9 protein-coding genes and 1 pseudogene are annotated in these 13,629 nt (G+C 49.5%); 5 read left to right on the top strand and 5 right to left on the bottom strand.

All coding sequences use genetic code 11. The features are described 5' to 3' along the window. The first annotated feature begins 14 nt into the window (after positions 1–14). Complete coding sequence (locus tag G8759_RS33475) at positions 15–1,253, top strand: sensor histidine kinase (protein ID WP_167217825.1); 1,239 nt, start codon at positions 15–17, stop codon at positions 1,251–1,253. Between the two features lie 11 nt (positions 1,254–1,264). Here the strand turns inward: G8759_RS33475 and G8759_RS33480 are convergent, their stop codons facing one another. Next, a complete protein-coding gene (locus G8759_RS33480; protein WP_167217827.1) occupies positions 1,265–1,807 on the bottom strand; it encodes a hypothetical protein in 543 nt (180 codons plus the stop codon). 54 nt (positions 1,808–1,861) lie between these two features. Between G8759_RS33480 and G8759_RS33485 the strand changes: the two genes are divergently transcribed. Continuing rightward, on the top strand, positions 1,862–2,920 hold the full coding sequence (locus G8759_RS33485) for a LuxE/PaaK family acyltransferase (RefSeq protein ID WP_167217829.1): 1,059 nt from the start codon (positions 1,862–1,864) through the stop codon (positions 2,918–2,920). Positions 2,921–2,953: 33 nt separating this feature from the next. On the opposite strand, the gene G8759_RS33490 is transcribed toward G8759_RS33485, so the two are convergent. Together G8759_RS33490 and G8759_RS33495 are read right to left on the bottom strand one after the other, a co-directional pair. Then, complete coding sequence (locus tag G8759_RS33490; RefSeq protein ID WP_167217832.1) at positions 2,954–4,105, bottom strand: sigma-54-dependent transcriptional regulator; 1,152 nt, start codon at positions 4,103–4,105, stop codon at positions 2,954–2,956. Between the two features lie 218 nt (positions 4,106–4,323). Further along, positions 4,324–7,596, bottom strand: coding sequence for a glycoside hydrolase family 2 TIM barrel-domain containing protein (locus tag G8759_RS33495; protein WP_167217834.1), 3,273 nt, complete (start codon positions 7,594–7,596; stop codon positions 4,324–4,326). 120 nt (positions 7,597–7,716) lie between these two features. Between G8759_RS33495 and G8759_RS33500 the strand changes: the two genes are divergently transcribed. Continuing rightward, complete coding sequence (locus G8759_RS33500) at positions 7,717–8,661, top strand: alpha/beta hydrolase (protein WP_167217836.1); 945 nt, start codon at positions 7,717–7,719, stop codon at positions 8,659–8,661. Between the two features lie 8 nt (positions 8,662–8,669). On the opposite strand, the gene G8759_RS33505 is transcribed toward G8759_RS33500, so the two are convergent. Further along, a complete protein-coding gene (locus G8759_RS33505; RefSeq protein ID WP_167217838.1) occupies positions 8,670–9,197 on the bottom strand; it encodes a DUF2911 domain-containing protein in 528 nt (175 codons plus the stop codon). A 238-nt stretch (positions 9,198–9,435) separates the two neighbouring features. Beyond that, on the bottom strand, positions 9,436–11,406 hold the full coding sequence (locus G8759_RS33510) for an acetoacetate--CoA ligase (protein WP_167217840.1): 1,971 nt from the start codon (positions 11,404–11,406) through the stop codon (positions 9,436–9,438). 296 nt (positions 11,407–11,702) lie between these two features. On the opposite strand from G8759_RS33510, the pseudogene G8759_RS33515 reads away from it, so the two are divergent. After that, a pseudogene (locus G8759_RS33515) lies at positions 11,703–12,944 on the top strand (pseudouridine synthase); the annotation flags it as partial. Positions 12,945–12,971: 27 nt separating this feature from the next. Next, positions 12,972–13,568 carry a pseudouridine synthase gene (locus G8759_RS36575; protein ID WP_449448596.1) on the top strand — a complete coding sequence of 199 codons (597 nt, stop codon included), beginning with the start codon at positions 12,972–12,974 and terminating at the stop codon, positions 13,566–13,568. Positions 13,569–13,629 lie beyond the last annotated feature (61 nt).

The raw sequence follows: 13,629 nt of genomic DNA on the forward strand, positions 1-13,629 counted from the left end.
GGCGGAACACAGACATGCTGAAATCATTCGATATCTATAATCAGAATAATATCCTTAAGATAATCGTTGCGCTCAACCTGTTGTTGGTAGGAACGGGGTCACTATTGTATACAAACCGGCTCATCACAAAACTGGAAACCCGCGAACAGCAATATGTACAACTTTACGCAAAAACCATTGCTTACTTAGTTGACCCCAATCACTTCGATTCTGGCGACCTGACATTTGTGACCAGTGAGATTCTTGAGGCAAACCGTACTGTTCCAGCCATCTATGTCGATCCCAATGGGCAGATATCTAAACCGCTCAATATCGATTTTCCAGATAACCTGGCGGACAATGAAAAGGAGCAGTATCTAAGGCAGAGGATCGTTGACATGCGTAAACGGCACCCCCCCCTAGTCGTTGAGGTCGGTAATGGTGTGCGAGGATTGGTTTATTACGATAACTCTAATCTTCTCAGACAAATGGCCTATTTCCCTTATGTGCTACTGGCCATTCTGACGGCTTTAGGCGTGCTGGCTTACTTGGCGTTCAGTTCGTCGCGTCGGGCCGAGCAAAATCGGGTGTGGGTAGGGCTGGCCAAAGAAACGGCCCACCAGCTAGGCACGCCCATGTCGTCGCTGATGGCGTGGGTGGAGTATATGCGATCAGACCCGGCCCAATACGACGAGTCAATTACAGACGAGATTGAAAAAGACGTTCGACGGCTGGAAACCATTACGGCCCGATTCTCGAGCATCGGTTCTATTCCTACGCTGAAAGACGAAGATATTACGGATGTGATCGAACAGTTTACGGGCTATCTGGCGAAGCGAATTTCGACGAAAGTCAAGATGAGCATGACCAGTCAGTTACCCCCTGGCGAGACGGTTAAAATCAATAAATTACTGTTCGAATGGGTTATCGAGAACATTTGCAAAAACGCGGTCGATGCCATGAAGGGTGTCGGTGAGTTGAGGCTTAACATACTGGCTTTACCCAATCATGAAATAGCCATCGATATTACGGATACAGGAAAGGGCATTCCCAAAGCCAGTATGCAAAAAGTATTTACGCCGGGTTTCAGTACGAAAAAACGCGGCTGGGGATTGGGTCTGACGCTGGCCAAACGAATTGTTGAGGAATACCACAACGGGCGTCTGTTCGTTAAAAGCTCAGAAGTTGGCAAGGGAACAACGTTCCGGATTGTGCTGAATGCCGACAAAGAAAAGAAAGCCGTGGAACCACAGCCTTCCGTCAAAGAAGCGTAACGAATAGCCTTTTAGTTAGGAAACGGTACGCTAATTGTATCGGTTTCGACCACATTGCTTTCATTTAGACTCCGATCCCGAATCTTGATCTGAAACTTCGTCGGATACATCTTAAAGCTAGAGCCATACGTAAAGATTTGTCGAAAATCGATCGTTCCTTCAATAGCGCCCTTCGGCTTCCCTTTTGTCAGGTCAGGAAAAAATAAAACCTTGTTGACATCCTGAACAAGTTCTACGTATTGTTTATTGATCAATCGAAAGGTACGAATCTGATAGTTTCCCCAGCCACCATTCTGGGCATAACGGGCTGAGTCAGCTTTAGGTACAGGAATATCATTCCCCAGATTACCATCGCCATCTTTGAAACCAATGGTAAGTACTACCGAATCGCGCTTAGCGGCACCAACGCCGGTACCAGCCGCAATGGTGTACTTGAAAATCCCTTTAAAATCAGCCGATGGTGTATCAGGATAGTTTGGCTCGTTAAAACAGGACGATAGTGTCAGGGCGATTCCCAATACCAGGAGATACGGTTGAATTAGTTGCCGTTGCATACTGTTGTACTCGTAGTGCAAATAAAACGTTTTGTTACTTTGTTTCTTTCATCAATGCTTTCGACCGAGATAGCCTCATTTCGGCAATCACTCCGCCAGCAAATTCTGTCTATACATTCTCGCCCGTCGGACCAGGGTCTGTTCGAGCAGCTTGCCTTAACCGTTTTCCGGTATCAGGCCCTTCACAATCCCATTTACCGGGATTATCTACAGCACCTTGCTATTAAACCTGACCAGGTTACAGCCCTACGCCGGGTGCCTTTCATGCCAATCAGTTTCTTCAAAAACCATAACATTCTGACGGGGTTTCAGCCGCAGCCAGATACGTTAACTTTTGCCAGTAGTGGAACAACCGGAGAACAGACAAGTCGCCATTTTGTATCCGATCCGGACCTTTATGACGCCATTAGTATCGGTATTTTTGAGCAAACGTACGGTTCTCTTGGCAACTTCCACATTGTAGCTTTACTGCCATCGTATCTTGAACGAAATAACTCGTCGCTGGTGTATATGGTTCAGCGATTTATGACCCAGACAGGTTCGGATAAATCTGGTTTTTTTCTCCACAACCACCATGAATTGACCGAGCAGCTCCGGCAACTTACGCAAGAACCTGATCAGAAAAAAATTCTGCTTGTTGGCGTTACGTTTGGCCTGCTGGATTGGGCCGAATCGGGGCAGGATTTATCATTTCTGGGTCAAAACCCGAACCTGATCGTCATGGAAACGGGCGGCATGAAAGGTCGTCGTCAGGAATTACTACGCGAAGAGGTTCACCAGATCCTGATAAAAGCGTTAGGCATTCAAACTGTTCACTCCGAATATGGTATGACCGAATTGCTTTCTCAGGCTTATTCCAACGGGAATGGCCTATTTCAGCCCAGCCCTACCCTACGTGTGTTTTTGCGTGACATTAACGACCCATTTTTGATATACCCCGATGATTATAAACGAACGGGCGGCATCAACGTCGTCGATTTAGCGAATCTGGACTCCTGTTCGTTCATTGAAACGCAGGATTTAGGGCAGTATGATGGCAACGAAGGTGGTTTCCGTGTTATCGGCCGGTTCGACAATTCCGATGTCCGGGGCTGTAATCTGATGGTTATCTGAACCACATCGGTCGCCTGCCGATGTGGTTCAAACCTATGCATAGGCTTTCACATCCTCCAGCGTAATTTCTTCGCCACACATGATCACCAGTCGCTCAACTACGTTGCGCAGTTCGCGAACGTTACCCGTCCAGGGCAGCGATTGGAGGTACATCATGGCATCAGGAGCCAGTTCTTTAACCGTTGAGCCATATTCGGTGGCAATATCATGTAAAAACTTCTCGGTCAGCAGCGGAATATCGGTACGGCGTTCGGCCAGGGGCGGAACATGAATAACGATCACGCTCAGGCGATGGAATAAGTCTTCCCGGAAATTACCGTTCACAATTTCCTGCCGAAGATCTTTATTGGTAGCCGCAATGACCCTGACATTAACTTTGATTTCTTTATCGCCCCCAACGCGGGTGATCTTGTTTTCCTGTAAAGCCCGGAGCACTTTCGCCTGTGCGGAAAGGCTCATATCGCCAATCTCGTCCAGAAATAATGTTCCACTGTCGGCCTGCTCAAATTTACCAACACGACGGGCACTGGCGCCGGTAAACGCTCCTTTTTCATGACCAAACAATTCACTCTCAATCAGTTCGCCGGGAATAGCCGCGCAGTTAACTTCAATAAGCGACTGATTTGACCGGCTGCCTTTCTCATGAATCTGCTTGGCTACCATCTCTTTACCCGAACCATTGGCTCCGGTTATAAGCACGCGGGCTTCCGTTGCCGCCACCCGATTGATGGTTTCTTTCACTTTCTGAATTGGGGCCGATTCACCAACAATCTCATTAAGCTTATAGATTCGTTTCTTCAGCGTCTTTGTTTCCTGCACGAGCTTGGCCCGTTCGATGGCATTCCGGACAGTGATGAGCAGGCGGTTCAGATCGGGTGGTTTGGTGATGAAATCAAAGGCTCCGCGCTTTGTGGCTTCAACCGCGTTTTCGACATTGCCGTAGGCCGAAATCATCACGAACTGAGTACCCTTGCTGGCTTCGTTTGCTTTCTGTAACAATTCCAGGCCGTCCATTTTGGGCATCCGGATATCACACAGCGCTACGTCGTAGCTCGTGCGCATGATCATGTCTAACCCTTCTTCGCCGTCTTTGGCTTCGTCAACCTCGTAGCCTTCATACTCTAAAATATCGCGTAGAGCTGCCCGAATGCTCTTCTCGTCATCTACGATAATCAATTTGGCCATGCGCGTGGGTATAGGTTTTGGCGTGCCGAAGCACTGGGACGAAAATAGTAATTTTGCGTCTACAAGTGCAAACGTAACTAATAAAGGATTCTTAACACAGGGTTACAACGAATACAGATAGGATAGCTGGCTGCTATTTCCCTGTATCTGTTACAAACATCGCCATCATCACGTTTACCCCATTTTAGGTATCCTAAGAAGTAGTTAAGATGCATTTTTTACCGTGGCAGCGGCAAACTAACTACCTCGGCGATATTCGTTCGGGCATCGACGGGCCGCATCCGAAATGAATACGAATACGATTTTGTCCCCAATAACTGATACTCCGAATGAACGCGTGGTGACCAGCTGTCATCACCCCCTAGCCCCATTTGCGCCATATCCACGTTAACAACCGTTACAGTGCCCCGCTCGACTTCCTGATTATCGGGTTGTTTAGCTTTCAGTAAAGCGGCATCCGTATAATCGCGGGCATTGATGGTCAGTACGGTATTAGTGCTCACATCACCCATGATCAGTAGTCCAATACCCATACCATCCGTGAGTTCGGCCCACCGAACATCGGTTTTGTTGCCATTTTCCTGCGCCATCGTGTACGGGAAAAACTGATCGGCCACTTTGCTTTCGTACAATCCTACTTTAGCAGCATCTTTTCGGTCGGCATAACTCTCAAATGGGCCACGACCGTACCATTTCAGGTTATTGACCGTTGCTGGTAGCTGAAACTGCATACCTACCCGAGCCAGTGGCGGAAGCGATCCTGATGGCGTATAGGTTGTGGTAACCTGTACATCTCCTGTTCCATAAACGACATAATCTGTTTGCTGGAGCATACTACCGCCAGTACCGACAAGTTCATTTGTACAGCTAACCCGCACCATTTGCGGGCGCGTTTCTACCTTAAAATCGACGGGCCGGGCTTTAACCGTATCTAAACCAGCCTGACGCCAGCGGGCTGCAAACGATTGGTTGCCACCCCCTTCATCGTTATCGGTTGGCACTCGCCAAAGGCTTGGCTGGAGACCCTGAGTCAGCAGGTTCTTTCCCCTGAAAATCCACTGGTTCAGCGTACCTCTGGCTTTATCAAATACAATCGTAAAATCTTTCCCCCGAATCGTTACAGTCGTAGCAGATGGTGCTACTTTGACCGCTGGAATGCGGTTCATACTCATAACGACTGGTGTTGGCGCATCCGTTTTGATTGGAAACTGAGCCGATGCCACTTCATGATTGGCTGATGCCCAGCTTGTTGCCTGTTTTAGCCGAACACTCACATTTAGAAAATATTCGTTTGACAGGGATGCACCATCCGCTTGAACGGCGCGGGCATTGCCGGTAATTTGCCGAAGATCAACCACTTCGCTGATGCGGACCGGCAGGGTTAGAACCTGCGTCTGACCGGGTTTAGCCACTAAATTATTCTCGCCACCCCGCTGAATAACGTCGCCATTACGGATCAACTCCCACTCCAGTCGAAACGGCTCAAGCGATTGAAAATCGTAGGTATTCCGAACGTTTAGCTTTACCGATCCGTCTGTTCGGATTTGCCCGGCCGACAACGGAGTTGGTGTGGCCAGTTTCACGTATTGATAAACCAGCTTCACCTCGTTGATTTCCGGCTGTGGTGTTCGATCCGGATTGACCAGACCGTCGCCAGCGTTAGCGCCATCGATGTAATTAATATGATCAGTGAATTCCTCCCCTGCCTTGTTTTTTAGCCGCAAACCCTGATCTACCCAGTCCCAGATAAATGCGCCCTGCATACGTGGATACTTATCGATAGCAGCCCAGTAGTCTTTCAGATTACCAACGCTGTTGCCCATCGAATGGGCGTATTCACAGACGATAACCGGACGGGCGGGGTCTTTCTCCATCAGCTTAACCAGATCGTCGACAGACGGATACATGGTTGAAATAATGTCGAAACTGGTCAGAGAGGTTCCTGTATACGGTCGACGGCCCTCGTAATGAATGGGTCGTGTCGGATCGATCAACCGGATGATATCGGCCATATCCCGAAAGTTCTGACCCATATCCGTTTCGTTCCCCAGCGACCAGATCACAATAGACGGATGGTTCTTATCGCGCTCAACCATTGCTCGGCCCCTGGCAACAAAGGCATCGCGCCATTCGGGTTTGGTGGCTGGCGATTGCCCTTTCGACCATAAATCATGGCTTTCGATATTGGCTTCATCAATAACATAAAGGCCATATTCGTCGCAGAGATCATACCAGTCCGTTACATTTGGATAATGCGAAGTGCGTACGGCGTTGATATTGTATTGCTTCATCAGTTTGATATCCTGAATCATCGACTCGCGGCTGATAACCCGCCCCGTGTTGGGGTCAAATTCGTGCCGGTTAACGCCCTTGTAGGTAACAGGTTTGCCATTTACCAGCAGTTGACCCTCCGTTAACGTCATTTCCCGAAACCCAATTCGTTGGCTAATGGCTTCTGATGGCTGACTATCAGACCCAATGAGTTGTACGGTCAGCGTATATAAAGTTGGCGATTCAGCACTCCAGAGGGCAGGGTTCTTTATTTCTTTCGCCAGTCGGAAAAGAGATTCCTGTCCGGTATTGGTAGCCGTTTCGGAACTGATCGTCTCCGAAAAAATAACCGTTCGTTTCGAGTCGTACAGGGTAGCCCGGAGCCGGTATGGTACTTGGGCGGCAGAAAGCGTTCGGACGTTTGCCGTTATTTTGAGGGTAGCGTCCCGGTATTGCTCATCCAGATCAGTTGTGGCATAAAGATCACGCAGGTACGTTTCGGGCGGTGCATAAAGAAACACATCGCGAAAAATTCCGGAGATCCGCCAGAAATCCTGATCCTCAAGATAGCTTCCGTCCGACCAGTTAATGACTTCTACGGCCAGCAGATTTTCACCGGTTTTAAGCTTATCCGTGATAAGAAACTCGGCAGGTGTCATGCTATCTTCATGGTAACCGACTGGCTGACCATTCAGAAAAACCCGACACGTCGATTGCACACCAGCAAAGTGCAGAAAGATGTTACGACCCTGAAAATTGGCCGGAACCGTAAAACGTACCCGATAGAGCCCTACCGCATTCGTATCGGATGTAATACGCGGGGGCGTAGCCGGAAACGGATGTTTGATATTCGTAAAAATGGGTCGATCATATGGTCTTCCTTCGCGAGCGCCCACGACCTGCCAGTTAGAAGGAACCGGCAGCTCATCCCAGGTTTTATCATCGGTATTGGGCTGATAAAAATCAGGAGGTATTTGGTCAGGGTGTTTCAGCCAGCGGAATTTCCAGGAACCATTGAGCAATTTGACATAGGGTGACGTGCGCCAATCGGTCGATGATAGGGCTTGCTGTTCCGTTGCAAATGGGACTAGTGTGGCATGAGGTTTTTCTGTATTTCGACTAATCACCTGCGGGTCTTCCCAATCAGGTAATGCCTGTGCCCAACAAAGGGTAGCTAAAAAAGGGGTAAAAAATAAAGAGAGAAGTAAGCATTTGCGCATACTCAACATAGTTAGTTCGTTAAAGAGGAACCTGAAACAAGAAAAATGGGGTAATAACACCTCTATTTCTGAGACCGGATAAATTTCTTATAAATTTAACCGCCTTACTACCTGAAACTCATGAATTATCGCCGTTTACTTTTTTGTTTACTCATTGTTCTTCCAATTCTTGCGTCGGCCCAATCACGCCGGCGCACCCAGCTAACAACTCCTCAATCCAACGGACCGGTTCCGGTTGTGTCTGCTCCGCAAGCTCGTCTGCTGGAAGGCATGGTGCTCAACAGTTCGATACTGAATCGAGGAGTCAAATTTTCAATCTATCTTCCGCCTGACTATTACACATCGAACCGACGCTATCCAGTCGTTTACCTCTTGCATGGTTACGGCGATGATGAAACAGGCTGGGTACAATTTGGCGAAGCTGACCGCATTGCTGATTCAGGTATTCGATCAGGCGAATTGCCCCCAATGATTATTGTTATGCCCGACGGGGGCGCCACGTTTTATGTCAATGATTACCAGAACAAAATTCGCTACGAAGATATGTTTGTGCAGGAACTCATCCCGCACATCGATACCATGTTTCGGACGCGCACTCAACGGGAATACCGAGCCATTTCGGGTCTCTCGATGGGTGGCTTTGGCTCACTCACCTTGTCGATGCATCACCCCGAATTATTTAGCTCCTGTGCTGCCCTGAGTGCAGGCATACGCACCGATGAGAGCTTTGTGAACATTCCAGACGATCGGTATAACACAGTTTTTGCACCCGTATTCAGCGGCCTGGTCAAAGGGGAAGAACGACTGACCGTGACCTGGAAGCGTAATAGTCCAATCAACCTGGCGAAATCGGCTCCGGAAGGTGATCTTACAAAAGTACGCTGGTACATCGACTGTGGCGACGACGACGCCCTGACAGTTGGCAATGCCATGCTACACCTCGCTTTGCTCGAACGCAAGATTCCGCATGAATATCGCGTCCGAGACGGCGCTCATACGTGGTCTTACTGGCGTTCCGGTCTACCCGATGCCCTGAAGTTCATTGGTGCCAGTTTTCATCAGTGAGGTCTTATCTATTGTTTGCGAATTGGCACGATAGCCTCGGTTTCATCCCAGACCAATAGCATGTCGGCTCCGCCCACCTGTGGCACAAAGTTGATCGTAAACTGTTCGGCCATGGGACTATGCTTTTGTGAGGTTACAGGTACCCTCAGCACATCTTCAGCCTCGTTATAGTTGGTTCCCCACTGGCCAACCTCCCGATTAAAAATGGCAGTCCAGCCATTTTGAGTAGGAATCGTCCAGAGTGAATAGTGCCCGGCGCTCAATGCTTTGCCTGCTACGTTTACATTCTGCCCAAACTCAATAACCGTAGCTTCATTGGCACCCGTTCGCCATACCTTACCATAGGGTACTAGTCCGCCAAAAATTGGGCGACCTTTCTTATAGGGCTGACAGTAATCGACCTTTACACTAAGGCCATCCTGATCGAACTGGGCTATGGTTTCGGGACTACTGGATTTCGTCCAGCTACGTAAGGCAAAGAAACCGACGAGCAGGATGGCCGCAATAATGGCAAGGATAATTAAAACACGTTTCATGGAATAATGTAGAGCTTTGGGGCTGGTAGACTGCAAGATACAAAAATTTGTAACTCACATCCCACTATTTGTTACTGCCATACCTAAACTGCATGCATATCTGTCCTTTGGTACACACGTACTGGAAAGTCCCTCGATAACCTTAAAGGTCAATGCTAGTCGGTGGTGGAAGGCAATTTATCGTCTTTTTGATACAATAGGTTACGTTAGGATATGTTGCTTCATCGCCCCCGATCATTCACTTGCCAACGGTAAAGCTCGTGAACTGATCCAGCGCGGCCGGATTGCGCAACGTATCTTTACTTGCAACCAGCGACGCATCGACTCCGGCAAGAATCTTCTTGACGGGCGTTTCCAGCTTCTTCCCACTCATGGTATACGGTACTTCGTCAATTGCATATACGGCGTCGGGTACATGACGGGGGCTGAACTGACTTCGGATTGTCTGTTTGATCCGGGAGTTCAGCTCGCTGGTCAGTGAAAATCCATCCCGCAGAACAACAAACAAAGGCATAAAATAGCGGCCGCCCGGCTGTTCTAAACCAACGACCAAACTATCAGCAATTTCGGGTAAACTCTCAACCGCGCTGTAAATTTCGCTGGTGCCGATACGCACACCGTCACGGTTAAGCGTCGCATCGGAGCGGCCGTATATAATGACACCGTTCCGCTCGGTAATGCGAATGTAATCGCCGTGTCGCCAGACGCCCGGATAGCTGTCGAAGTAGCTTTTTCGGTAGCGTTCATTACCAGGGTCATTCCAGAAATAGATCGGCATCGATGGCATAGGCTGCAAAATAACCATCTCTCCCAGTTCACCTCGTACGGGTTTGCCATTCTCGTCGAATGCTTCGACCTTACAACCTAATAACCGACATTGTATTTCGCCTTCATAAACTGGCAATAACGGATTACCGCCAACAAATCCACTACACACATCCGTTCCGCCACTAAACGAAATCAGCCAGACATCTGATTTTACGTTTTCATAGATCCAGCGAAATCCCTCCGGCGGTAATGGCGACCCGGTAGAGCCAATTGTTCGCAGGTGAGTCAGCTTGGCCGTATTGGCGGGTTTCAGGCCAGCCCTCAGGCAGGCCATGTAAAAAGCAGCTCCTCCCCCAAAATGATTGATTCGGGCATCGTCGGCCAGATTCCATAGCGTATTTAGATCGGGGTAGCCAGCCGAGCCTTCATACAGCACAAGCGTTGCCCCAACGAGCATTGAGCCAACAGCAAAGTTCCACATCATCCAGCCAGTGGTCGAATACCAGAAATAGCGTTCACCAATCCGAACGTCCTGATGGAGAGCCAGCACTTTGAGGTGTTCCAGCAAACAACCGCCCACACTGTGTGTAATGGCTTTGGGTTTTCCGGTCGTGCCCGACGAATAAAGTACCCAGATTGGATGCTCAAATGGTACGGGCTCAAATGTTAGTTCATTCGGCGTCGGCGTTTCCAGCACTTCTTCCCAAAGCACGGCCCGTTCGAGTCGGCTATGGCTGTCAAGACAAGGAACCCAGACAACTCGCTGGAGCGTTGGCAGGCTGACTCGTAGTTCGCGAATGGCATCTGTTTTATCAACAGGCTTGCCGTTGTAGGTGTAGCCATCAACCGCAATTAATACTTTAGGCTCGATTTGCTGAAAACGGTCAACAATGCTGGTGGTACCAAAATCAGGTGAACAACTCGACCAAACGGCACCGATTGCGTTGGTAGCCAGAAAGGCGACTACAGCTTCGGGTATATTCGGCAGCACCGACACCACCCGATCACCAACACCAACCCCCTGCTGCCGCAGATAAGTAGCAACCGCATTGACCTGATGTTCCAGCTCTACCCACGACACGGTCATGAGCCTCGGTCGTTGTTCGGTAGCAAACACAATGGCTGGCCGCTGGGTATTCTGATGGCGAAAAATATGTTCGGCATAGTTAAGCGTCGCTCCTCTAAACCACTCCGTGCCGATCATGTCGCGCGGGTTTCCTTCAAGAACCACCTGATGATAAGGGGAATGGCTTTGCACATCGAAAAACTGCCAGATGCTTTCCCAGAAATCCTCCAGATCAGTGACCGACCAATCCCATAGATCGTCATAATCCCGAAAATAAAGGCCTTTCTTGATAAAGAGCCAATCCATATATTTTTTCAGAAGCGACTGCTCAGAAGTACGTCGGGCAGGTGTATAGAGCGGAGTAAGTGCTGGCATAAGCAGTTTACAGGTTGCGATAGAGAGTAGGCAGTGTGTAGTTGTCAGAATACGGTTAACTGCGTACTGTCTACTGAAGACTGCGCACTGTTTACTGAATACTGTCTACTGCCTACTAACGACTGATCACTTCAATGGATTGTTTTTCTAATAAAATGCGTTGTGACAGGAGTCGGGCATGGTATGGTTATCGAGAAAAGCCTTAACTTTGCGTCCCTTTTGAACTACGCTTCAGCAAATGAGCTGATAATCAGCACTTCAATTACGTATAACAGTACGATTTACTGTATTTTTCCATGAATCAGGATTCAGATCAGAACGACCGCCGTGATGGTGAGCCTCGTTCCTCCGGTCGTCGGGATGACGGCCCACGTTTCAATCGGGCATCTGGCCCAGCTAACCGCAACAACGAGTCTCGCGGTAACAACGACCGCCCACGGTTTAACCGCAGTAACGACCGCCCCGATGGCGACAAACCGCGTTTCTCCCGAGATACCAACCGCGACGATAAACCCCGCTTTAACCGACCCAGCAACGACCGACCGAATGTGAGCCGGGGAAGTCGTGATGATAAACGCCCGGACAGCTTCGGCGACCGGCGACCACGAACCGACCGGGATGAACGCCCAGGCGGCTTTAACCGCGATCGCAACGACGAACGTCCACGCTTTAATCGAGACGATAAACCTCGTTTTAACCGAGATCGCAACGACGCACCACGCGGTCGTAGTCAGGATCGTTCTGATGAATCACGCCCAAACCGCAGCGACGAACGTCCACGGTTTAATCGAGACGATAAACCAGGTTTTGAGCGGAGCAATAACCGGTTTGGTGGCGAGCGCCGGTTTAATGATCGCGGTGGAAATGATGAGCGGCCACGCTCTGATCGCAGTAATAACCGATTCGGCAATGAGCCAGGCCGGTCGGAAAACGATCGTCCACGTTTCAATGCCAACAACCGCTCCGGTGATGACCGCCCAGGTGGCTTTAACCGCGATCGGAATGATGAGCGCCCGCGCTTTAATCGGGATACCAACCGCGACGATAAGCCTCGTTTTAACCGCGACCGCAACGACCGCCCGGATTCACGCGGCAATGATCGGAATGCAGACAAAGATTCCCGCTTCTCGCGTGAGCGCAATACCGGACCACGGAACACGGGGTCCGATAAGCCCGCTTTCAAGCGTGTTGGTGGTTTCAACCGGGAAGCCGATGAGCGGAATCGCGCCAATCGTGACGACCAGCGCGACACGAAGGGTGAAGCACCACGCTTCTCCGGTGAGCAGCGTAAAGAATCAGGCGACCGTCGTACAGGCCGCTTCACTAAAGCACCAGACTATAACCTGGATCGCATTCGCCAGGAACGGTATGACCAACCCCGTAATCCCCGGCAACGGGATGATAGCGACCGTCCCAAACGCGCTGCCGATGACGCCAGGAACGCAGAATCGGGCCTAACCCGTTTGAACCGATATATTGCCAACTCGGGTGTATGTTCGCGTCGGGAAGCCGATGAGCTCATTTCACGGGGCGACATTTCGGTTAATGGTAAGGTCGTAACCGAAATGGGCTTCAAAGTAAAAGAGGGCGATACCGTGAAGTATGGCACCAAAACACTGAATCCCGAACGTTTTGTGTATGTTCTGCTAAACAAACCGAAGGATTATATCACCACCACCGAAGATCCGGAAGAGCGTAAAACCGTTATGGAACTGGTTGCCGACGCCGGTAATTTCCGGATGTATCCGGTTGGTCGCCTGGACCGCAACACAACGGGATTGTTGCTGCTGACCAACGACGGCGAACTGGCCGATAAATTGACTCACCCATCCAACAATGTTCGTAAAATCTATCAGGTCGAGATCAATAAACCGATAACGAACGAACATTTCGAGGAAATCCAGAAAGGTCTTACCCTGGAAGACGGTCCTATCAAGCCAGACGCATTAAGCATTGTAACGCCTGATGCTCAGGTTGTTGGAATTGAAATTCACTCGGGCCGCAATCGCATCGTACGCCGAATTTTTGAACACCTCGGCTATGAAGTAACGAAACTCGACCGAACCACCTATGCTGGTCTGACTAAAAAAGAGCTGCCACGCGGCAAATGGCGCTTCCTCGACCCCAAAGAAGTGGTGAAACTGAAGTATTTTAATAACTAAAAGAGCGAAAGAATGAATGAGTGAATGAGCGGAAATTGACGTGTGTCATCAATTCGCTCTT

Origin of the sequence: Spirosoma aureum, assembly GCF_011604685.1 — a bacterium.
Classification (GTDB): Bacteria; Bacteroidota; Bacteroidia; order Cytophagales; family Spirosomataceae; genus Spirosoma; species Spirosoma aureum.

What these genes read in the sequence shown, in the direction of transcription:
- G8759_RS33510 (WP_167217840.1), bottom strand. Translation starts at nt 11,406, where the DNA reads ATGCCAGCACTTACTCCGCTCTATACACCTGCCCGACGTACTTCTGAG.
- G8759_RS33505 (WP_167217838.1), bottom strand. Translation starts at nt 9,197, where the DNA reads ATGAAACGTGTTTTAATTATCCTTGCCATTATTGCGGCCATCCTGCTC.
- G8759_RS33490 (WP_167217832.1), bottom strand. Translation starts at nt 4,105, where the DNA reads ATGGCCAAATTGATTATCGTAGATGACGAGAAGAGCATTCGGGCAGCT.
- G8759_RS36575 (WP_449448596.1), top strand. Translation starts at nt 12,972, where the DNA reads ATGGGCTTCAAAGTAAAAGAGGGCGATACCGTGAAGTATGGCACCAAA.
- G8759_RS33495 (WP_167217834.1), bottom strand. Translation starts at nt 7,596, where the DNA reads ATGCGCAAATGCTTACTTCTCTCTTTATTTTTTACCCCTTTTTTAGCT.
- G8759_RS33480 (WP_167217827.1), bottom strand. Translation starts at nt 1,807, where the DNA reads ATGCAACGGCAACTAATTCAACCGTATCTCCTGGTATTGGGAATCGCC.
- G8759_RS33475 (WP_167217825.1), top strand. Translation starts at nt 15, where the DNA reads ATGCTGAAATCATTCGATATCTATAATCAGAATAATATCCTTAAGATA.
- G8759_RS33485 (WP_167217829.1), top strand. Translation starts at nt 1,862, where the DNA reads ATGCTTTCGACCGAGATAGCCTCATTTCGGCAATCACTCCGCCAGCAA.
- G8759_RS33500 (WP_167217836.1), top strand. Translation starts at nt 7,717, where the DNA reads ATGAATTATCGCCGTTTACTTTTTTGTTTACTCATTGTTCTTCCAATT.